This window comes from Streptomyces sp. 63XJN7_1_ISO-PGPR-S23-121 (assembly GCF_056173025.1).
This window is the reverse complement of the sequence record NZ_CM149653.1, coordinates 4,280,927-4,301,527: the sequence shown is the minus strand read 5'-3', so window position 1 is coordinate 4,301,527 and position 20,601 is coordinate 4,280,927. Positions and strand designations below refer to the sequence as shown.

Sequence of the window (20,601 nt, the reverse complement as noted above, 5' to 3'; positions counted from 1 at the left end):
CCCGACGACAGTGGGCGGCGCCGCCGGATCAGCCCTGCTTCAGCCACTCCTCGTACCGGGTCGCGGCCCTCTCCACGGTCTCGTCCCCGGTCAGGATCCCGTCCGGGACACCGGCGAAGAGGCCCGCGTTCTCGTCGGTGACGACCGTGCGGCCGTCCGGGCGGGCCGCGAGGGTCATCTCGCCGAGCCTGTCGAGCCGGTGGAGCTCGGGGCCCGCGATCTCGCGGAAGTTCCCCAGGGGTTGGCCCTGCGCCGCGTCGGCCACCGCGCGCGCGACGTCGGCGGAGGCGATCGGGCGCAGCTGCGTCGAGGGCAGGCGCACCTCCGTGCCCTGGGTGCCCATGTCCATGACCTGTCCGACGAACTCGAAGAACTGGGCGGCCCGTACGACGCTGTACGGCACACCGCCGTCGCGCAGGGCCTCCTCCTGGGCGACCTTCGCCCGGTAGTAGCCGATGCCGGGCAGCCGGTCGATGCCGATGATCGACAGTGCCACGTGATGGCGGACGCCGGTCTCCTGCCCGGCGGCGATCTGGTTGCGCGTCGAACGGACGAAGAAGTCCCGGGCGACGTCCTCCTCGAAGGAGGGGGAGTTGGTCACGTCCACGACCACGTCCGCGCCCCGCAGCGCCTCCGTCAGACCCTGACCGCTGAGCGTGTCGACGCCCGTGCTGGGCGAGGCCGCCACGGCGTCGTGACCGCTGTCGCCGAGCAGGCGCACCACCTGAGTGCCGATCAGCCCCGTACCGCCGATGACCACGATCCTCATCGTTCTCTCCGTCCACTCGTTCCGCTTCCTGCGGTGACCGGCGCCGTTCACCGGTCCCGTCGCGCCGAGGCGCACGACGACAGGACAGGACGGCGTCCGGATCTGTGACAGCCGGGCACGCCCCGTGTTTGCCGCCGGAGTGACAGGCAAAGCGGTGTCCATGAGCGATCCGAACAAGGACACGAACAAGAAGCCCGACACCACCCGGACGGCCGAGTCCAAGGCCCGTGGTGCCGCCAGCCGCGCGACCGCGCCCGCCTCGCGGGCCGCAAAGGCCGCCACCGGCAAAGCCGCTGACGCGGGGTCGACGGCCAGGGCCGGAGCCGAACGCACGGCGCAGGCCGCGAACGGCGCGGTCCAGACGGCGGCCAAGGGCGTCGAGGCCGGACGGCAGGCGGTCATCACCACCTCGGGGCACGTCGTCACCACGGCGAAGACGGCGTGGACGGTCATCGCCCAGCGCCGGCTCGTCGCGGCCGGCGTGGGCGCCGGCCTGACCGCGCTGAGCGCCGCCTCGTACGCCATGGGCCGCCGTGCGGGACGCCAGACGTACGGCCCTCTCACCCGGCTCACCGGCGGCCGCATCTGACGCCGGTGGCGCGGCGCGCCGGGTCGGGCGGGCACGTCCGTCCGGGCACGGGGCCGGGCCGGACGGTTCACCGGTGACGTCGAGCGACCCGCACGGGGCCGGGACGACGGCCGGTGACCGCTCCGGCCCGCGCGTCGTCGCCGGCGCGCCGGACGGGACACGGCCGGTCCCGGCGCCCGCCGCGTCACCGGCCACGGCGTGACGTTCGCCCCGCCTTCCGGCGGCAGGTCTTCACCGCCCCGGACAGGGGAAGATAGGACCGCGAGCGAATGCACGACCGATGCGGAGGAGTGGGCGCATGCAGCACGACCGAGCCGGCAGGCCGGCCGGCCCCGAGGACCTGATCGACGCCGCCAGGCTGGTGACGTCCTACTACGCCCTGCACCCGGACCCCGCCGAGCCGGGACAGCGCGTGGCCTTCGGCACGTCCGGGCATCGCGGATCGTCGCTCGCGGCGGCCTTCAACGAGGACCACATCGCCGCGACCAGCCAGGCCATCTGCGAGTACCGCGACTCCCAGGGCACGACCGGCCCGCTCTTCCTCGGCGCCGACACCCACGCGCTGTCCGAGCCGGCCCGGATCACCGCGCTGGAGGTGTTCGCCGCCAACGACGTCACCGTGCTCATCGACACCGCGGACGGCTACACCCCCACCCCGGCGGTCTCCCACGCCATCCTCACCCACAACCGGGGACGTACCTCCGGCCTCGCCGACGGCGTGGTCGTGACCCCCTCGCACAATCCGCCGGCCGACGGCGGCTTCAAGTACAACCCGCCGAACGGCGGCCCGGCGGGCTCGGACGCGACCACCTGGATCCAGGACCGGGCCAACGAGATCATCGCCGCCGGTCTGAAGGACGTCCGGCGCGTCACCTTCGCGAAGGCCCTCGCCGCCCCCGGCACCGGCCGCTACGACTTCCTCGGCGCCTACGTCTCCGACCTGCCGAGCGTCCTGGACCTCGACGCCGTCCGGTCCGCCGGAGTGCGCATCGGCGCCGACCCGCTGGGCGGCGCCTCCGTCGCCTACTGGGGCCGGATCGCCGAGCAGCACCGCCTCGACCTGACCGTGGTCAACCCGCTGACCGACCCCACCTGGCGCTTCATGACGCTGGACTGGGACGGCAAGATCCGCATGGACTGCTCGTCGCCGCACGCGATGGCCTCCCTGATCGAGCAGCGCGACCGCTTCACCATCGCGACGGGCAACGACGCCGACGCCGACCGGCACGGCATCGTCACCCCCGACGCCGGCCTGATGAACCCCAACCACTACCTGGCCACCGCCATCCACTACCTGTACGCCCACCGCACCGAATGGCCCGCCGACGCGGGCGTGGGCAAGACGCTGGTGTCCTCCGGCATGATCGACCGGGTCGCCGCGGACCTCGGCCGGCGGCTGGTCGAGGTGCCCGTCGGGTTCAAGTGGTTCGTGGACGGACTGGTCGACGGCACGCTCGGCTTCGGCGGCGAGGAGTCCGCCGGCGCCTCCTTCCTGCGCCGGGACGGCTCCGTGTGGACCACGGACAAGGACGGCATCATCCTGGCCCTGCTCGCCTCCGAGATCACCGCCGTCACCGGCCGGACCCCGTCCGAGCACTACGCCGCGCTCACCGCCCGCTTCGGCGAGCCGGCCTACGCCCGCATCGACGCGCCGGCGACCCGCGAGGAGAAGGCCCGCCTGGCCCGGCTGTCCCCGGCCGAGGTCACCGCCGACACCCTCGCCGGCGAACCGGTCACCGCCGTGCTCACCGAGGCTCCGGGCAACGGCGCGTCGATCGGCGGCATCAAGGTGACCACGGAGAACGCCTGGTTCGCGGCCCGCCCCTCGGGCACCGAGGACGTCTACAAGATCTACGGTGAGTCGTTCCTCGGCCCGGACCACCTCCGGCAGGTGCAGGACGAGGCCAAGCTCGTCGTCCTCGGCGCCCTGGGCGGCTGACGGAGCACCCGGACCCCGGGGCCCGCCCTCCCGGGCCGGTCAGACCGGACGACCGGCCCGGGGGAGTGCCACGGTCAGCCCGCGGATCTCGTAGCCGTCGATCGCCCGCTGGAATCCCACGCGTGGCCGGGCGGCCATCCGGACGCCGTCGAGGGCGAACAGACGGCTGAGGAGGACATCGGTCTCGAGCAGGGCGATGTGCGCTCCGGGGCACCGGTGCGGCCCGTCGCCGAAGGAGAGCCCCGAGCCGATCTCCCTGCCGCGGCCGGGTCTCACCAGGAACGGATCGTCGCCGACCGCCGCGGCGTCGGTGTTGACGTCGTCCAGCAGGATCTCGATGTGCTCGCCGGGGCACACCGTCACCGCCGGCCCGGACGACGGCAGGTGCAGCGTCTCGGTGGCCCGGCGGCGCAGCCGTCCGACCACCGGCTCCAGTCGCAGCAGCTCACGAAGGGTGGCCAGGCGCCATGTCCGGTCGTCGGCGCGGGTGACCGGGCACGTCGGCCGGTCCCGGCCCCGGTCGGCCTTGCGCGCGGAATCCTTCGCGTCACGCACCGGCGGACACCCCCAAGTCGGTTGCCGCGCGGCCCGGACGGGCACCCCGCCCGACCCTCGAAGTGACAGGGTCCGGCACGCCCCGGGCCGCCGGCCAGCCCCGATCGCGCCGTTGACGGAACGCCGGGAGCGGTGGTGCGGGCACCGAGGGGCGCGGACGCGCCCCGACCGGCATCCGCGCCGGCTCCGCCCGGTGACCGTCGCCGCATGATGTTTCCCGCGATCGGGGGTAGACGGGCTGGCGTAACGGTCAAGGCTCAGGAAGAGGGCGGATCGGATGAACGGGGCTGCCCGGAATGGGGATCGGCTGGAAGGGACGCCGGTCAGAGTGTCGGCGCGGTACGAGGGCATTCCCGGTGACATAGCCCGGGGCCGGGAGCTGGCCCGGGGTTTTCTGGCACGTTTACGGTCGGCTCGGGGGATCGCGGTGTCCGACCGGGCGGTGGACGTGGTGCAGCTCGTCGTCAGCGAGCTGCTGACGAACGCCTGCAAGTACGCGCCCGGGCCTTCCCTGGTCGCCCTGGAGCTCGCCGGGGACCAGGTGGAGGTGAGCGTGTGGGACAGCGACCCGGTGCTGCCCGTGGCCGAGGACGCGGATCCCGGGCGGATCGGCCGGCACGGGCTGGAGATCGTGATGGCGGTCTGCGAGACGTTCGAGGTGCGCAGGGAGACGGTCGGCAAGCGCACGACGGCCGCCGTGCTGCTGGCCGACGCGTGAGCGTCCGGTGACGGGCCGGGGCCCTCCGCGACCGGAGCCGGCCGGTCCCAGCGACACCCGTCACCGCCCGGAGGGCCGCCAGCCCGGGCGGGGGAGCCGGTACAGCACACTCCGGCGCAGGGGGCCCTCGGGCACACCCGGGTCGTCGAAGTCGTCCGCCGGATCACGGGTCATGCCCAGGCGGCGCATCACCGCCCGCGACCGGCGGTTGGCCGCCGCGGTGATCGCGAGGACCTCGGGCGGACCGAGCTCCTCGAAGGCGAAGGCCACCACGGCACGGGCGGCCTCGGTGGCGTAACCGTGTCCCCACGCGGGACGGGCCAGCCGCCAGCCGGCCTCGATCCCGGTGAACGGCAGGCCGTCCTCGACCGGATCGAGCCCGGTGAACCCGATGAACTCACCGGTGGCGGTGACCTCCACGGCCCACCATCCCCAGCCCCGCTGCTCCAGGTCGGCCTGGAAGGCGGCCGCGGACGCCTCGCTCTGCTCCCGCGTGAGCACCGCGGGGAAGTACTCACGGACCACCGGGTCGGCGTTCAGGGCCGCCCATGGGCCCAGGTCGGACTTTCGCCACTCGCGGAGGACAAGACGATCGGTACGCAGTTCGGGCATCAGGTCAACGTAGCGGGGCCTCGCCCGCGGAGCGACCGGATTAGCGCCTGGGCAGGCGCTGCGCGGGAGACCGGCGCCGGTCCCTCCAACGGCCGTCTTCGGAGCGGTTCACCCACCATCCGCGGGGGAACCTGGCGGGGTGGACGGCATCGGAAGGCTGTGAGGGTCGTGACGTCACGCTGGGCGGGCCCCCAGGAGGGTGACGAGCCAGGGCCCGGGGCGGCCGGTGTCCCGGAGGCCGGCTCGGCCGCCGTCCTCCAGGCCCTCGGCGCCGGCGTCCTCACTCTCGACGCGTCCGCCCGCATCACGTCGGTGAACCCGTGGGCCGAGGAGATGCTCGGGCGGTCCGCGGCGGAGATGACCGGGCGCGACGCGCACGACCTGCTGCACCGGTACGCCGACGGCAGCCCCGTGCCCCGGGAGCGGTGCGCCCTGCGCGGCCCCCTGGGCGGGGCACCGGCCGTGCAGGGCAGCGACGAGTACCTCCAGCGGGCGGACGGCAGCACGGTCCCGATCATCTGGGCGGCCACCCCCCTCGTCGTGAACGGCCACCGGGAAGGGCTGGTGATCGTCTTCCACGACTTCAGCCTGCACCGCAGCGCCGCCGAGGAGGCGCAGGCGCGCACCGAGGCGCTGGAGACCCTCACCGCCCAGCTGCACCTGGTGGCCGAGATCTCGACGGTGCTGGTCCCCACCGAGCGCACCGGCGTCACCATCCGCCGCCTCCTGCGCCTGCTGGTGCCGGAGCTGGGGCAGTGGGCCGCCGTCGACACCCACCCGGGACAGCAGGATGTCCTGGAACGGCTCGCCGTCCGCAGCAGCACCCACCCGCACCGGGCCCGGCGTCTGCGGGGGCCCCTGACCCGGCTGCCGGACCGCTCGCGCGCGGCGCTGGCACGGCTGGTCAACGGCGACCGCCCCGTCCTGCTGACGGCCGAGGACCTGCTCCACGACCCGCGGGCGCCGCTCGCGGCCACCCACCGCCCCCTGTTCGAGCAGCTCGGCGGCCACAGCGCCGTGGTCGTCCCCCTGCGCACCCGGCAGCGGTCCTACGGAATCCTGACCGTGGCCCGCACCGGGGAAGCGCCCGCCCACACCGAGGCCGAGGTCGCCCTGCTCGCAGACATCGGACGCCGCGTGGGGCTGGTCATGGACAACGCCCGGCTCTACCACGAGCAGCAGAACGTCGCCGAGACCATGCAACGCCAGCTGCTCACCCCCCTCCCCCAGGTCGACCACGTCCGCATGGCCGCCCGCTACTGGCCGGCCGAGAGCGCCATGGAGATCGGCGGCGACTGGTACGACGCGTTCCTGCTCGCCGACGGGGTGATGGCCCTGGTCATCGGGGACGTCGTCGGGCACGACCTGCAGGCCGCGGCGCACATGGCGGAGGTCCGCAACATGCTCCGCGCCCTGGCCTGGGACCACCAGGAACCGCCCAGCGTGATCATGCACCGGCTCGACGAGGCCGTGACCAACACCAGCGACGCCCCCATGGCCACGCTCGTCTTCGCCCGTGTCGAGGGCCCCGAGGGCGGCCCCTGGCGACTGCACTGGGTCAACGCCGGTCACCCGCCGCCGCTGCTGATCACCTCGGACGGCGAGACCCGCTACCTGGAGGGCGGCCACGGCCCGCTGATCGGCATGAGCGACGCCCTGCGCCTCGGCCTGGAGTGGCCCGACGCGCGCGAGGAGCTGCCGCCCGAGAGCACCCTGCTGCTCTACACCGACGGCCTGGTGGAGAGCCGTGAGCGTCCGATCGACCTCGGCATGACCAAGCTCCGCCACCACGCCGGCGTCCTGGCCCGCCGGCTGAGGGAGCGGACCGTCGACGACTTCTGCGACGAACTGCTGGCACGCATCGCCCCCCGCGGCGACGACGTGGCCCTGCTCGCGCTGCGCCTGCCCGCCGCGGGCGTCGGCGCCGCCGGCGACACGGCGCCCCCTCCGCCGTCCCAGTCCCCGCTCAGCGAGGCGGCCCCCGACCGGGCCGCCCCCGGCTCCCGCCGCGAGCACCCCGAGGTCGAGGACCCGACCCGCGCCGATCCGGAGGACTAGGAACCGCCCGCGACGACGCACGGCGCCCCCACGCCGAGTCCGGCGAACAGGCGCGGCGGGTGGGTTCCGACCGTCGCTCCCGAGGTGACGAGGCGCCAGGCACAGCACCCCGAACAGGAGCCGGCCGACGACGGCCCGTCAGGGGTACCGAGCGCTCCGGCGAGCCCTGGGCAAGGTCGTCGGGTTCGTGGCCGAAAAGCCTTGCGGGAATGGAAAGTTGACGAGCCCTGGTGTCCGGCCGGACCGCCGCCCACCGACCGGTGGAGCCGGCACGGGCGCCGCCCCCCGGTGTCCGCCGGCGGCGTGAACCGGGCGGGTGGCGTTCACCCGGGTGAGCGCCTTGAGTGGTGGAAGCGAGTGGCCTGGCTGACGGTAAATCACGTCAGGGCCGGGTCACATCAGCTGACGAAGCACCAGCTGCCCGGTCGTGGCGGAAGGAATCTCAGATGCGATCTGCTCGCACTCTCCTGGCCACAGCGGCGGCTTCGGCCGTCGTCGTCCTCGGTGCTCCCGGCGCCTACGCGGCCGGCGGTGACTGGGACCACGGCGACTCTTCCTACAGCAAGGAGCAGGACAACGGAGGCAGGCACGACGAGCCGCGCGGTGGAATGCGCACGGGTGGCGGTGCGCTGACCGCGGTGAACGAGGGGGACTGGGGCGGTTCCGGCGACAGCGGTGAGAAGTCCGGCGGCAGCGGCGAGAAGTCGTGGGGCGGCTCGGGCGACAGCGGCGAGAAGTCCTGGGGCGGCGGCGAGCGCGACGAGCCGCGCGGTGGAATGCGCACGGGTGGCGGTGCGCTGACCGCGGTGAACGAGGGGGACTGGGGCGGTTCCGGCGACAGCGGTGAGAAGTCCGGCGGCAGCGGCGAGAAGTCGTGGGGCGGTTCCGGCGACAGCGCCGAGAAGTCCGGCGGCAGCGGCGAGAAGTCGTGGGGCGGCTCGGGCGACAGCGGTGAGAAGTCCTGGGGCGGCGGCGAGCAGGAGAAGCCGCGGGGCGGGATGCACACCGGCGGCGGCGGACTGTCCCAGCAGGGCGCGACCGCGGGCGGGCTGGCCGTCCTGGGCGTGGCCGCGGCCGGCCTGTACGCCGCGCGGCGCAGGAAGTCGGCTCTCGGAGCGGTCTGAGCCATGCCGGGCGCTATAGCAGTCGGGCCGCCACCCGCGCACCGCGTGGCGGCCCGGCTCGCCGCCCGCCCCCGTCCCGCCGCAGTGCCCAGTGAGGTGTTTCCCGATGGCAGTCCCCCCTCCTTCTCCCGCCGGCACCGCACCGGCCCCCTCCGGCCAGGGATCCCGCGGCGGCCTGACCGTGCTGTGCGCCGTCGCCCTCCTGGTCCTGGCGATGAGCCTGCTCGGCGGCCACGACACGTCCGCGGACTCCTCGCGTCCACCGCTCGCCCCGGGGGCCGAGGCATCGGCTCCGGCGGTGGCCGGCTCGGCCGACGCCGACCCGCCCGCCACCGAACCGCCGGCAGCCGATCCGACCGGTGCGAGCCGGACGGCCGGTCTGCCGCGGTCGAGGCCCGTGCGCCTGCTGATCCCGGAGATCTCCGTCGACGCCCCCTTCACCGACCTGGCCATCGGCGAGAACGGGCAGCTCCAGCCGCCGCCCGCCGACGACACGAACCTCGTCGGCTGGTACGCCAAGGGAGCCTCCCCCGGCGAGACCGGCACCTCGATCATCGCCGGGCACGTCGACACCAAGACGTCGGCGGCCGTCTTCGCCCGGCTCGACCAACTGAAGCAGGGTGACGTCTTCCACGTCGAACGGGCCGACGGGCGCACGGCGTCCTTCGTCGTCGACAGCCTGGAGACCTTCGACAAGGACGCGTTCCCCAGCGGGCGCGTGTACGGGGACGCGGACCGGCCGGAGGTGCGGCTCATCACCTGCGCGGGCGAGTACGACCACAAGGTCAAGGACTACACGGACAACCTGGTGGTCTTCGGTCACCTCACCTGAGCCCGCCCCGCACCCCCGTCCGCGCCGGTCACCCGCGCGGTTCGGGAGGTCACCCGCGCAGTTCACACGAGTCGCGCGTTCCCGGGGGCGGGCACAGGATCAAGGCACACTGGCGTCGCATCACCGCGGCCGACGTTCAGTACCGCCCCCGCGAAGGAGATGTGCGCAGGATGACCACCATGTCCACCCCTGCTTCGGAATCGCCGGCGCGACAGGTGTCGCACCGCGTCTCCCAGTCCGTGTTCGACGGCTCCAGGCTCCGCGTCGTCCTGCTGGTGGACGTCAACGACGGCGCCCAGCAGCAGTTCCTCGAGACGTACGAGCAACTGCGCAAGCATGTCGAGTCCGTGCCCGGGCACGTCAGCGAACAGCTGTGCCAGTCCATCGAGAACCCGTCCCAGTGGCTCATCACCAGCGAGTGGGAGAGCGCGCCGCCGTTCCTCGACTGGGTGAGCAGCGAGGAGCACGTGCGGATGGTGAAGCCGCTGCACGCTTGCGTCCGGGACACCAGGTCGCTCCGCTTCCACGTGGTCCGTGAGACCGGTGGCGCCGCGCTGGGCGACGCCGAGACCGGCAAGGGCGGCCTCCAGACGTCACCCCGGGTGGGCGACGGCGTGATCCGCCACGCGCTCACGTTCACCGTCGAGCCCGGCAGCGAGGAGGCCGTCGCGAAGCTCCTCGCGGACTACGCCGCCCCCGAACCGCAGGTCGACGCGAACACCCGGCTGCTCCGCACCTCCCTGTTCATGCACGGCAACCGCGTCGTGCGGGCCATCGAGGTGCGGGGCGACCTGCTCGCGGCGCTGCGGCACGTGTCCCAGCAGCCGGAGGTGCAGGCCGTCGAGGAGGCCATCAACCCGTACCTCGAGCAGGACCGGGACCTGAGCGACCCGGAGTCGGCCCGGGTCTTCTACACACGGGCCGCGCTGCCGGCCGTCCACCACGTGACGGCCGGACAGGAGGAGCCGGAGGCGGAACGGCACGCGCTGTCGTATCCGGCCCGCCCCGGCTGCGGCATGCGGCTGGCCCGGCTGCTGGCCCAGCGGGACGAGGCGGCGGCCGACGACCCGCGCAGCCCGGTCCTGTGCAGCACCATCTTCCAGCGCGACGATGTCGTGGTCCGGCTGATCGACGTACGCGGCGGTCTGGACGCCTGCGACCCGGCGGTCGGCCTCGGCCTGCCCGACGCCCGCCAGGCGGCCGAGCTCACGACGCTCCTGGACGCCCCGGCGGGTGCGGACGCCGCCGGGGAAGGAGGCGACGACCTCGGGCGAGCCCTGCGCGGTGCCCGGATGACCCCCGTCACCGACCGCCGCTCGCCCGGCGCCTGAGACCGCACCGGGCCACGAAACCGGCCGGCCGCCGGACCGCGATGTGCGCGGTCCGGCGGCCGTTGTGCCTGGCGCTCGTGGTCGGCCTACTTCTTCGGCGGCACGGTGCAGTCGAAGGCGTGCAGGTAGGGGTTGACCGGGCGGATGTCGTCGATGACGAGACCCGCGTCGGTCAGCCGGCCGACCATGCTGTCGGTGGTGTGCTTGGCACCGCCGACGTTGAGGAGCAGCAGCAGGTCCATGGCGGTGCTGAACCGCATCGAGGGCGTGTCGTCGACGAGGTTCTCGATGACCACGACCCGTGCCCCGGGGCCGCCCGCCTCCATGACGTTGCGCAGGGCGCGGGCGGTGCTGTCGTCGTCCCACTCCAGGATGTTCTTGATGACGTACACGTCGGCCTGGACGGGAATGGCCGTGCGGCAGTCGCCCGGCACGATGCGCACGCGGTCCGCGAGCGTGCCCCCCTCGCGCAGCCGCGGGTCGGCGTTCTCGACGACGCGCGGAAGATCGAGCAGGACGCCCTGCATCGACGGGTACTTCTCCAGCAGGCTCGCCACCACGTGCCCCTGCCCGCCGCCGATGTCCGCGACCGACCTGCTGCCCGAGAGGTCGAGGAGGGCCGCGACGTCCTCGGCGGACTGCCGGCTGGACGTCGTCATGGCCCGGTTGAAGACCTCGGCCGACTCGGGAGCATCCTCGTTGAGGTAGGTGAAGAACTCCTTGCCGTACAGGTCCTCGACGACGTTCCGGCCGGTCCGCACGGCCTCGTCGAGCCGGGGCCACGCGTCCCAGGTCCACGGCTCGGTGCACCACAGGGTGATGTAGCGGAGGCTGTGCGGGTCGTCCTCGCGCAGCAGCAGGGACATGTCGGTGTGGGCGAACGTCCCGTCCTTGTGCTCGGCGAAGACGCCGTAGCACGTCAGGGCGCGCAGCAGCCGGCGCAGCGGCCGGGGCTCGGTCTTCACCGCGGCCGCGAGGTCCTCCACGGTCATGGGTGTCTCGCCGAGGGCGTCGGCGACGCCGAGCCGGGCGGCCGCGCGCAGGGCGGCGGCGCATGCCGCCCCGAACACGAGCTCCCTCAGCCGCATCGGCGGGGGAGGGGCGGTCTGTACGGTCGTCATGTGCCGCTTTCCTTCCTTCTTCGGTCCAGGGGTGGCTACGGCCGGGCGGTCAGCACAGTCCCGCGGGCTTGGACGCCCGGCACGAGTTGGCACTGAAGGTGTTGGTCCTGCCGGTCTCCGTGCTGACGAGGTCGGCCGGCGAGTTGTCGCGCAGCGCGTTGCGGCTGACCTCGTTCTTCTCGCCGGCGACGCCCACGAGGCTCTTGAACAGGACGATTCCGCCCGAGAGCGGGGAGGTGCCGGAGTGGCCCTCGACCGTGTTGGCCGTGACCCGGACCTTCTCGGTGCCGGTCAGGACGATGCCGGAGCCCTGCAGCGCGGGCAGCCGCTCGGTCTTGGGGCACGACTTGTTGTTGCGCGCGACGTGGTTGCCGCGCACCACGAGGTCGCCGGCCCTGGGGCTGTTCTCGTCGCCGACGACGAACACCCCCGCGCAGTTGCCGGTGATGTGGTTGTCCGCGACGGCGAGGTTGCGCAGCCGCCGCACGGTGACGCCGATCCGGTTGCCCGAGAGCCGGTTGTCCTCGACGATCGTGCCCCGCGTGTCCGCGGCGCCCTGCTCGGCCTTGATCGTGTTGGCGAGGAAGATGCCCGCGTCGCCGTTGTCCCGGGCGGTGTTGCCGCGGAAGACGCCGCGGACCGAGCGCTCCTGGGCGATGCCCCAGACGTCGTTCCTCTCGGCCGTCACGTTGCGCACGGTCAGTCCGTCGGTGCCCATCGAGAACACACCGGCGCGGGCGAACCCGGTCACCTTCAGGGAGGCGACGGTGACGCCCTTGACCTTCTTGGTCTTCGTCCCGACCACGCAGATGCCGTTGCCGTTCTCGGCGCAGATACCGGCGGCCTTCTTCGTGCTCGGCTTGATGACCGTGTGCCGGCCCATGCCGCGCAGGGTGAGCCCGGGGGTGCTGACCCTGACGCTCTCGTGGTAGGTGCCGACGCTGACGAGGACGGTGTCGCCCGCCTCGGCGGCGTCCACGGCCTTCTGGATGGACTGTCCGGGGTGGACCACGTGGAGCGCGGGGACGTGGGGGACGTCCGGGAAAGCGGCTGCCGGAGCCGCCCCGAGACCCGTTCCGACCATCGCGGCGGTGCACACCAGGTACACGATTTGGCATTTCTTCATATTCGGCACGTTATGCCCGAAGGGTTCAGGGGCGGCGGACGATGAGCCATCCGACGGCGTGTCATGTGATCGACCCGCACGGGGTGTTCACCGCGACTGGCCACGCCGCCCGAGGGCAGACGGTCAAGTGATCTTCACACCGGCTCCCCGAGGAGGACCCGCACGTGACCACGCCCGAGCAACGGACACGCCGCCTGCCCACCGGACGCCGCTTCGACCTGCGCGCGACCGCCATGTTCTTCGGACTCGCCGCCCTCGGCCTCGGCCTCGTCGGCCTGGTGGTGCGCATGGCGCTGGGCGTCGCCGAGCGCCGGCCCGCGTGGGCCGTGCTCCTGCTGCTGGGTGTGGCGGTGACCCTCCTCATCGCCCGGCGCGGCAGGGCCCGCTTCTCCACCGCGCGGCTGGCCCGCCGCACCACCGACGCCCTGGAACAGGCCACGGCCACGGCGCTCGACGCGCTGGACGCGGAGCGCCCCGCCGTACCCCCACAGGCGACGGGGCCCCGGGGTGAGCCCCCCGCGCCGGAGGTCACCGCGGTGGACGTCGCCGCGGTGGACGTCGCCGCGGTGGAACCCACCGTGGCGGAGGTCCCCGTGGTGGAGGCCGTCGATTACGCCGCCCTGAGCCCGGACGAGTTCGAGCAGGCGATAGCCGACCTCTGCGTACGGGACGGGTGCGCCGAGGTCGAGGTCGTGGGCGGGGCCGGAGACCTCGGCGCCGACGTGCTGGCCGTGACCCCCGACGGGCGGCGCCTGGTCATCCAGTGCAAGCGCTACTGCGAGGACAACAAGGTCGGCTCCGAGGAACTGCAGCGCTTCGGCGGCACCTGCTTCACCGTCCACGAGGCCGACGTGGCCGTCCTCGTCACCTGCAGCGACTTCACCGCGCCCGCCGTCGACTACGCCGAGCAGTGCGGCATAGTCTGCGTCGACCAGTGGCGCCTGCGCGCGTGGAGCGAGGGCGCGGGACCCGAGCCGTGGGCCGTGGAGGCCTGGGCGGAGCGACAGACGGACAGCTGCCTGCCGGACGGGGCGGCGCGGTGATGTCCCCCGCTCCTTCGCATATGGCGTCGGCGTCGGCCCGGCGGCACGGTTGACCCGCCCTCCGGTGGCAACCTGGACGGCATGGGCAAGACCGCACTGATCGTCATCGACATGATCAACACCTACGACCACAAGGACGCCGACCAGCTCATCCCGTCCGTGGAGCCCGTGGTGCCGGTGGTGACCGGCCTGCTGCGCCGGGCACGGCACGAGGACGTTCCCGTGATCTACGTCAACGACAACTTCGGCGAGTGGCGCTCGCACCACGGAGAGATCCTCGACAAGGCCCTGTCGGGTCCGCACGCCCGGCTCGTCGAGCCGCTCCAGCCCGACGAGTCCTCGCTCTTCGTGGTCAAGGCACGCCACTCGATCTTCTTCGAGACCCCGCTGACGTACCTGCTCCACGAGCAGGGCATCGACCGGCTCGTGCTGTGCGGTCAGGTGACCGAACAGTGCGTGCTCTACTCGGCGCTCGACGCCCACATCCGCCATCTCGACGTCGTCGTGCCGCGGGACGCGGTCGCGCACATCCACGCAGACCTCGCGGACGCCGCGCTGCGGATGATGGAGCGGAACATGGGCGCCCGGGTGTGCGACAGCGACGAGCTGTGGACGTGACGAGACCCCGGCGCGGGTCCTGTGCGCCGCCGCCGGCGTGGTGACGGCGGCGGTCCGTACACCACCGTGACGCCCCGCGCTCGTCGATCTCACCGGACCGGACCCGTCGGGGGCGTCCGGATGCTCCGTCCGGCGCAACACGGACGCGGCCGGCTCGGCGCCCCACGGTCACCTGGTGTAACAGTCTTTGTATGATCTGTAGACGACATGCTCATACGAGCACGCGGACCGGTTCGCACGGCCGCGGCATCCCGTCCGTCCTGGCGACCCTGGTCGCCGCCACCGTCCTGGGGACGGCCGCGCAGGCGGCCGCCTCGCCGTCGGTCCACCGCGCGACGAACTGGGACGCCATCGCCGAGTGCGAGTCCAGCGGCAACTGGAAGGCGAACACCGGAAACGGCCACTACGGAGGCCTGCAGTTCAAACAGTCGAGCTGGAAGGCGGCCGGCGGCCTCAAGTACGCGCCACGCGCCGACCTGGCCACCCGCAAGGAGCAGATCAAGGTCGCCGAGCGCCTGGCCCGCATGCAGGGGATGTCGGCCTGGACCTGCGCCTGACCCGGCCGACGGCGCCGATGCCTCCTTCGCGCGGACCTGGGCAGACTAGTCATGAGACCCGTCCGGTCCCGGCAGGCAGAGGAGGGCTCGGCAGCCATGACACGTCCACCGGGAGACCGCCTCACCGACCCGCGCGCACGGCTCGGCGACATGATCTTCTCCAAAGTGGCGGGGCCCGAGGGCCGGGAGAACCGCGCCCGCATCCACGGCACGCCCGGCCCCCGCTGGTTCGGCCCCGACCGGCCCGTCCGACGGGTCCACGGTGACGCCTCGATGTTCATCGGGGGCCTGTCCGCCCTACTGCTCCAGTCCCTCCATCCCCTCGCCATGGCGGCCGTGTCGGCGCACTCCGGGTTCCGCGGAGACCCCTGGGGCCGGCTACAGCGGACGAGCACCTTCCTGGCCGTCACCACCTTCGGCACGGCCGACAGCGCCCAGGAGGCCTGCGACCGGGTACGGGCCGTCCACGACCGGGTGCGGGGCACCACCCCCGACGGGGAGGCGTACTCCGCGGCCGATCCGCACCTGCTGTGCTGGGTGCACGTCGCGGAGGTCGACAGCTTCCTGCGGGCCCACCAGCGCTACGGCGCCCGGCCCCTGGACGACGAGGGCTGCGACGGCTACGTCGCCGACATGGCGCGCGTCGCGACGGCGCTCGGGGTGCCCGACCCGCCCGTCGACCGCGCCGGTCTCGCCGAGCGGCTGGCCGCCTACCGCGGCGAGCTGCGCGCCACCGCCGAGGCACGCGGCACCGCCCGGTTCCTGCTGCTGAACCCGCCCGTCCCCCTCGTCGCGCGCCTCCCGTACGGTCTCATCGCCGCGAACGCGGTCTCGCTGCTGCCGAGGTGGGCCTCGCGCGCCCTGTGGCTGCCGCGGGTGCCGCCCGCCGAAGCGGTCTGCGTACGGCCGCTGGGCACGCTCGTGACCGCCGGGATCCGCTGGGCGATGACCCCGCCCCGCGACGCCGCCTGACGACCGTCCGCGCCGACGGACCCCGCCTCAGTCGCCCGGCCCCGGGTCCGGACGGACCGGAGTCCGCAGACCCGCCCTGGCCGCCTCGAGCTGCGCGGCGAACGCGATGCCGAGGAAGAGCGCCACCGCGGTCAGGTTGGCCCACAGCAACAGGGCGATGAACGCGGTCAGTGGGCCGTAGACGGCCCCGAACGCGCCGCTGCGCCCGACGTACAGCGCGAGCAGCCACGTCGCGGAGACCCACAGCACCAGGTGGACGGCGGAGCCGAAGGCCAGCCAGGTGTAGCCCGGCTGGTCACGCCGGGGCGACCAGCGCAGTATCACCGCCGAGGCGACCCAGACCAGCAGCAGTCCCGCCGGCACCTCGAGGGCGCCCCACCAGCCGGCGCCGCCGCCCGAGCGGCCGGTCGACCGGGCCACCGCGTCCCCGACGGCCTCACCGGCGACGAGCACCATGAACCCCAGCACCATCGGCAGCCCGGCGGTGACCGAGAGGACCAGCGCCCTGCCGTACTTGCGGGGGAAGGGCCGGTCCCGTTCGATGCCGTAGATGCGGTTGGCACCCCGTTCGATCTGGCCCATGGCCGACGCCAGGTTCAGCAGCGCGAACCCCAGGCCCAGCCACAGCGCGACCGTGCTCCAGGCGTCGCTGTGGGCGCTGCGCCGGGTGCCCTCGAACGCCCCCTCCACGACGTCGGCACTGGCACCCGGAACGATCCGGCCGAGCGTGAGCTCGATGACCCGGCCGACTCCCTCGGTGTGCACCGACGTGGCGAGACCCACCAGCACGACGGTGAACGGCACCAGGCCGAGGGCCACCTGGAAGGCGAGGGCCCGGGCGTTGGTGAAGCCGTCCGCGTAGCGGAACCGGGCGAAGGAGTCGGTCAGCAGCCGCAGACCTCCGTACCGCCTCAGCGCGGTCAGTGCTTCGTCGCCGGAGAGTTCCTCCCCGATCATGTCCCGCGTCTGCGGCACGTGCACGGCGGTTCCCACGGTCGGCTGCTCCTCGGGTCGGGGCGGTGGAGTCTTCCACCGTCCGGATGCCCCGTGCCACCGGGTTGACCGGGGTAACCCGTGGGCGTGCACTCGGGCCGGTGGCCGCCGTGCCCCGTTTCCCTCCGACGAGCGCCGGGCAACCAGTCGCGGGGGGAGCCGACGGGCGTCCCGGACGTTCCGTACGCCGATACCTCCGGGGCCGCCCCGGCGTCCACCGTGCGGACTAGCCGTGAGGCCGGCTGAACGGATGGCGCCGTCCGGCGCGCCTGCGACTTCCGGCTGCCACCCCGTCCAGTGGCACCCGCCCGAGATCCTCCGCGGTCTCCCCGGTCTCCGCGTCGAAGCCGCGTGACGGCCCCCTCGCGTTCTCCACGACCTTCCTGCCCTGCGCGTCGATCAGACGGGTGACGGATTCCTGGGCGACACCGAAGACGAGCGCCCAGGCAAGGATCTGCGCCCCGCTGTCCAGGTCGGACAGGCCGGGAATGAACCCGCCCTGGATGATGAGAAGGCCGAACAGGGCGGCAAGCGCGCCGACCGGCAACCTGAGCAACAGCAGACAGATGGGCATCATGTACGGCGTGGCGGTGCCCTGCATCTTGCGCAGCGAGACGGCGCCCGCCAGGACCGCACCGCACAGACCGAAGAACTCGACGATCAGGACGTCGCCGCCCGCCGGAGTGTCACCGATCGGGCAGAACGTCGCCCCCTTCTGTCCGGTGAAGCAGAGTTCCCGGCGATCGCCTGCGGGTCGATGTAACCCCAGATCGCGAGCAGCGCGGCGATGACGCCGGTGATGACGACGGAGGTCAACAGGATGTTCCGGAAGCTCCGCACCCGCGAACGCTCGAGATCCTGGGCGTCGTTGGCCGCTCGCAAAGCCCTGACCGCCAGGTCTCTGAACCGCCCGTCGAGTCTTCTGCCGTTCGACTCGAACCGGGACTCCAGTGCGTTGCGAATGGGGTCCTCAACGCCCCAGATGCTGCCTGGTGCGCGCGAGGATCTCCGTCCCCCACCAGGTGAGATCCTTCTCGACGGCGAGCTTCAGGATGCTCAGTTCAGCCCGGTGGATGTTCGCCCAGGCCCGGTCCACGGTTGCTCCGGAGAGCAGTGAACGCGGCGTTTCCCTGGCGTCTATGGCCTGTCGCGCGGCGGCGAGTTGCACCTCGGCCTTCTCCAGCAGACGCGCCGCCTCGTCCGACAGGTCGCCGCGGACTTCGATGCCGTCCAACTCCGCCTGCAGTTCCGCGACGTTGATCGCAACCCGGGCTGACCTGGTCGCATGCCGTCCGCGACGTCCGGCCCGTGCGGGTCCGCCCTCACGGCCGGCGTCCGCGTGCCCGGCCCGGCGGGGTCCCGTCCCGCCGGGCCGTCGCGGCCGGCTCAGACGAGGCCGGCCGGCCGGAGTGTCGCCTCGCACCACCGGCGGAAGCTCGTGGGCGCGGTGTCCGGTGTGGGGGGCTCGGCCGAGCCGTAGAAGCCCTGGGTGTCCATCGCGGAGGCCATGTCGGCCAGGCCCCGGGCGCCGTCCTCGCTCGCCCCGAGCCGCAGCGCCGCCGCCCGGTACTCCTCCGGAGTGCTCACCCGTACCCGCACCGGGCGGCCCAGTACGTCGGACATGACCTCCGCCATGCCCTCGGGGGTGAGGTCGTCGGGGCCGACCAGTGGGACGTCGGCCCGGCCGGTCCAGGAGTCGTCGAGCAGCAGCCGGGCCGCCGTCGCGGCGATGTCGCCGGTGGCGCAGCTCCGCAGGACCCGGTCCGCGGCGTACGCCACGCGGAATTCGCCCGTGGAGCGCAGGGCCGCCGCCTGGCCGAGCAGGTTCTCCATCAGAAAGGGCGGGCACAGCGCCCGGTAGTGCACGCCGGTGGCCGCGATCCGGTCGTCCATGGCGAGCGAGGCGGAGATCGGCCCGGCGTTCTTCGCGACACCGCGCCCCAGGGTGGAGACCGCGACGACCCGCTGGACACCGTGCCGCACGATCGTCTCGCACAGGGGCAGCGTGAAGTCGCGGAAGTGGCCCTCGACGCTGTCGGCGCCGGGCGCCGGCGGCACCAGCCAGAACAGCCGGTCGGCACCGGCGCAGGCCGCTTCGAGGACCTCGGGGTCGGCGTGCGAGCCGCGGAAGACCTCGGTCCGTGCGCGTGCCCGGGGAGTGAGGCGGCCGGGGTCGCGGGCGATCACGCGGATCGCGGTCCCCTCGTCGAGGGCGTCGAGGACGTTGTCGAGGACCTGTCGGCCGATGCCGCCGGTCGGGGTGGTGATGACGATCACGGAACACAACTCCGCTTCAGGGAAAAGGTGGTGGACCGCGCCGGACCCGCGGGCCCGCTCCGGCCCGAGCTCCGGCGTGTCCTCATCCTGTGCCGCGGCCGCGGGGAACTGAAGGACCGTCCTGATCCCGGTAGTTACCCTGAGGGCAATACCGAAGAGAGGCGGAGAGCATGGAGTCCCGTCCCCTGCGCTACTTCGTCGCCGTCGCCGAGGAACTCAACTTCGCGCGCGCGGCCGAGCGGCTCGGCATCTCCCCGCCGCCCCTGTCCCGGGCGATCCGCCGGCTGGAGGCCGAGCTGGGCGTCACCCTGTTCGAGCGGAGCACGCACCAGGTGACCCGGACTCCGGCGGGCGACGTGCTGCTCGTCGAGGCCCGCGTCGCGCTGGAGGCACTGGAGGCGGCCGGGCGCAGGGCCCGGCGTGCGGCGGCGGCCCCGGGACTGGTGCTGGCGGTGAAGGCCGACGGGGACGCGGGCCTGCTGGAGCCGATCCTGGCACGCTACGCGTCCGAACCCGGATCCGTGCCGGTCACCGTCCGGCTGTGCGGCTGGCAGGAACAGCCGAAGCTGCTGCGCGGCGGCGAGGCGGACGCCGCCCTGGTGCACGCGCCGTTCGACGGCACCGGCCTCGACAGCGAGCCGCTGACCGCCGAACCGCGCGTCGCCGTCCTCGCCTCGGACCACCCGCTCGCCGCGCGCGACCGGTTGGAGCTGGCCGACCTCGGTTGGAGCCCCGGCAGCGTGGAGCGGCGCATCGACGAGGCCCGGCGCGGCCGGGGCGACCTGGCCCAGGTGCTGACGGCCGTGTCGCTCGGGGAAGCGGTCACCCTGCTGCCCGCCTCGGTCGCCGTACGCTATCCGCGTCCGGGAGTCGCCTACCGTCCGGTGTCCGACGCGCCGCCGGTCGTCCTCGCCCTCGCCTGGCCCCAGGAGTCCCGTTCGACCGCGACCGCGGCACTGGTGCGCGTGGCGGCCGAGGTGGCCGGGACCGCCCACGACGGAGCGTAGGCGGTCCCGGGGCCGGAGCCCTGCGTCCGGATCAGCAGGTGCGGCCGGTGTACCACGCGCCGTCGACGTCGGAAGCGGATCCCAGCCAGGTGACACCCGGTCCCACGCACCGCTCGCTGTTCGGACCCCAGTCGTCGATCTCGATGACGATGCGTGAACCGTCCGAGGTGCAGTGGTTGTAGTACGAGTCGGAGGCGGTCTTGAAGAAGCCGCAGGGATCCGCTGCGGCCGGACCGGCGCTCACGGTGACCGCGCCGACGGAGGCGAGACCGAGAGCGAGGGAACCGAGGGCACTGGTGACGATGCGACGAACGCGCAAGGAGAGCTCCCAACAGTGGAGTGATCGGTGGCCGGGACCCG

General features: G+C 73.3%; 22 protein-coding genes. 12 read left to right on the top strand and 10 right to left on the bottom strand.

Translation table 11 applies throughout. The features are described from left to right. Positions 1–28: 28 nt before the first annotated feature. Positions 29–769 carry an SDR family oxidoreductase gene (locus AC0VYN_RS19320; protein ID WP_475531932.1) on the bottom strand — a complete coding sequence of 247 codons (741 nt, stop codon included), beginning with the start codon at positions 767–769 and terminating at the stop codon, positions 29–31. Positions 770–929: 160 nt separating this feature from the next. Here AC0VYN_RS19320 and AC0VYN_RS19315 point away from each other — a divergent pair, with 160 nt between their 5' ends. Then, positions 930–1,358, top strand: a complete 429-nt coding sequence (locus AC0VYN_RS19315; protein WP_475531931.1) for a hypothetical protein — start codon at positions 930–932, stop codon at positions 1,356–1,358. A gap of 298 nt (positions 1,359–1,656) precedes the next feature. Beyond that, positions 1,657–3,297 carry a phosphoglucomutase (alpha-D-glucose-1,6-bisphosphate-dependent) gene (pgm, locus tag AC0VYN_RS19310; RefSeq protein WP_475531930.1) on the top strand — a complete coding sequence of 547 codons (1,641 nt, stop codon included), beginning with the start codon at positions 1,657–1,659 and terminating at the stop codon, positions 3,295–3,297. 39 nt (positions 3,298–3,336) lie between these two features. Here the strand turns inward: pgm and AC0VYN_RS19305 are convergent, their stop codons facing one another. Beyond that, on the bottom strand, positions 3,337–3,852 hold the full coding sequence (locus AC0VYN_RS19305; protein ID WP_475531929.1) for a cytochrome P450: 516 nt from the start codon (positions 3,850–3,852) through the stop codon (positions 3,337–3,339). A 277-nt stretch (positions 3,853–4,129) separates the two neighbouring features. Here AC0VYN_RS19305 and AC0VYN_RS19300 point away from each other — a divergent pair, with 277 nt between their 5' ends. Then, positions 4,130–4,570, top strand: coding sequence for an ATP-binding protein (locus AC0VYN_RS19300; protein ID WP_475531928.1), 441 nt, complete (start codon positions 4,130–4,132; stop codon positions 4,568–4,570). A gap of 60 nt (positions 4,571–4,630) precedes the next feature. On the opposite strand, the gene AC0VYN_RS19295 is transcribed toward AC0VYN_RS19300, so the two are convergent. Further along, positions 4,631–5,182, bottom strand: a complete 552-nt coding sequence (locus tag AC0VYN_RS19295) for a GNAT family N-acetyltransferase (RefSeq protein ID WP_475531927.1) — start codon at positions 5,180–5,182, stop codon at positions 4,631–4,633. Positions 5,183–5,350: 168 nt separating this feature from the next. On the opposite strand from AC0VYN_RS19295, the gene AC0VYN_RS19290 reads away from it, so the two are divergent. The 4 genes from AC0VYN_RS19290 (at position 5,351) to AC0VYN_RS19275 (ending at position 10,527) form a co-directional block, all read left to right on the top strand. Next, a complete protein-coding gene (locus AC0VYN_RS19290) occupies positions 5,351–7,240 on the top strand; it encodes a PP2C family protein-serine/threonine phosphatase (RefSeq protein ID WP_475531926.1) in 1,890 nt (629 codons plus the stop codon). A gap of 446 nt (positions 7,241–7,686) precedes the next feature. Beyond that, positions 7,687–8,364, top strand: a complete 678-nt coding sequence (locus AC0VYN_RS19285; RefSeq protein ID WP_475531925.1) for a hypothetical protein — start codon at positions 7,687–7,689, stop codon at positions 8,362–8,364. Positions 8,365–8,470: 106 nt separating this feature from the next. Continuing rightward, a complete protein-coding gene (locus tag AC0VYN_RS19280) occupies positions 8,471–9,196 on the top strand; it encodes a class F sortase (protein WP_475531924.1) in 726 nt (241 codons plus the stop codon). A 170-nt stretch (positions 9,197–9,366) separates the two neighbouring features. Beyond that, complete coding sequence (locus tag AC0VYN_RS19275) at positions 9,367–10,527, top strand: SchA/CurD-like domain-containing protein (RefSeq protein ID WP_475531923.1); 1,161 nt, start codon at positions 9,367–9,369, stop codon at positions 10,525–10,527. Positions 10,528–10,613: 86 nt separating this feature from the next. Here the strand turns inward: AC0VYN_RS19275 and AC0VYN_RS19270 are convergent, their stop codons facing one another. Both AC0VYN_RS19270 and AC0VYN_RS19265 read right to left on the bottom strand, forming a co-directional pair. Further along, positions 10,614–11,648, bottom strand: coding sequence for a methyltransferase (locus AC0VYN_RS19270; RefSeq protein ID WP_475531922.1), 1,035 nt, complete (start codon positions 11,646–11,648; stop codon positions 10,614–10,616). Between the two features lie 49 nt (positions 11,649–11,697). After that, positions 11,698–12,774, bottom strand: coding sequence for a right-handed parallel beta-helix repeat-containing protein (locus AC0VYN_RS19265; RefSeq protein WP_475531921.1), 1,077 nt, complete (start codon positions 12,772–12,774; stop codon positions 11,698–11,700). 164 nt (positions 12,775–12,938) lie between these two features. Between AC0VYN_RS19265 and AC0VYN_RS19260 the strand changes: the two genes are divergently transcribed. From AC0VYN_RS19260 to AC0VYN_RS19245, 4 genes are all read left to right on the top strand, one after another. Further along, on the top strand, positions 12,939–13,817 hold the full coding sequence (locus tag AC0VYN_RS19260) for a restriction endonuclease (protein ID WP_475531920.1): 879 nt from the start codon (positions 12,939–12,941) through the stop codon (positions 13,815–13,817). 81 nt (positions 13,818–13,898) lie between these two features. Next, positions 13,899–14,435 carry a cysteine hydrolase family protein gene (locus AC0VYN_RS19255; RefSeq protein ID WP_451689112.1) on the top strand — a complete coding sequence of 179 codons (537 nt, stop codon included), beginning with the start codon at positions 13,899–13,901 and terminating at the stop codon, positions 14,433–14,435. Positions 14,436–14,626: 191 nt separating this feature from the next. Further along, on the top strand, positions 14,627–14,992 hold the full coding sequence (locus tag AC0VYN_RS19250) for a transglycosylase family protein (protein ID WP_385457499.1): 366 nt from the start codon (positions 14,627–14,629) through the stop codon (positions 14,990–14,992). Positions 14,993–15,088: 96 nt separating this feature from the next. Next, positions 15,089–15,964 carry an oxygenase MpaB family protein gene (locus AC0VYN_RS19245; RefSeq protein WP_475531919.1) on the top strand — a complete coding sequence of 292 codons (876 nt, stop codon included), beginning with the start codon at positions 15,089–15,091 and terminating at the stop codon, positions 15,962–15,964. A 27-nt stretch (positions 15,965–15,991) separates the two neighbouring features. On the opposite strand, the gene AC0VYN_RS19240 is transcribed toward AC0VYN_RS19245, so the two are convergent. The 4 genes from AC0VYN_RS19240 to AC0VYN_RS19225 all read right to left on the bottom strand — a co-directional run bounded on the left by AC0VYN_RS19240 (position 15,992) and on the right by AC0VYN_RS19225 (position 19,234). Beyond that, positions 15,992–16,957, bottom strand: coding sequence for a YihY/virulence factor BrkB family protein (locus AC0VYN_RS19240; RefSeq protein WP_475531918.1), 966 nt, complete (start codon positions 16,955–16,957; stop codon positions 15,992–15,994). A gap of 226 nt (positions 16,958–17,183) precedes the next feature. Next, positions 17,184–17,558: a hypothetical protein gene (locus AC0VYN_RS19235; RefSeq protein WP_475531917.1), complete on the bottom strand. Its 375-nt coding sequence runs from the start codon at positions 17,556–17,558 to the stop codon at positions 17,184–17,186. 369 nt (positions 17,559–17,927) lie between these two features. Continuing rightward, positions 17,928–18,191, bottom strand: coding sequence for a hypothetical protein (locus AC0VYN_RS19230; RefSeq protein WP_475531916.1), 264 nt, complete (start codon positions 18,189–18,191; stop codon positions 17,928–17,930). 152 nt (positions 18,192–18,343) lie between these two features. Continuing rightward, the gene (locus AC0VYN_RS19225; protein ID WP_475531915.1) at positions 18,344–19,234 is read right to left on the bottom strand and encodes an NAD(P)H-binding protein; all 891 of its coding nucleotides are present in this window, start codon (positions 19,232–19,234) and stop codon (positions 18,344–18,346) included. A gap of 170 nt (positions 19,235–19,404) precedes the next feature. On the opposite strand from AC0VYN_RS19225, the gene AC0VYN_RS19220 reads away from it, so the two are divergent. Beyond that, on the top strand, positions 19,405–20,241 hold the full coding sequence (locus AC0VYN_RS19220) for a LysR family transcriptional regulator (RefSeq protein WP_475531914.1): 837 nt from the start codon (positions 19,405–19,407) through the stop codon (positions 20,239–20,241). A 31-nt stretch (positions 20,242–20,272) separates the two neighbouring features. On the opposite strand, the gene AC0VYN_RS19215 is transcribed toward AC0VYN_RS19220, so the two are convergent. Continuing rightward, positions 20,273–20,560 carry a DUF6355 family natural product biosynthesis protein gene (locus tag AC0VYN_RS19215; protein ID WP_385457487.1) on the bottom strand — a complete coding sequence of 96 codons (288 nt, stop codon included), beginning with the start codon at positions 20,558–20,560 and terminating at the stop codon, positions 20,273–20,275. Between the last annotated feature and the right edge of the window lie 41 nt (positions 20,561–20,601).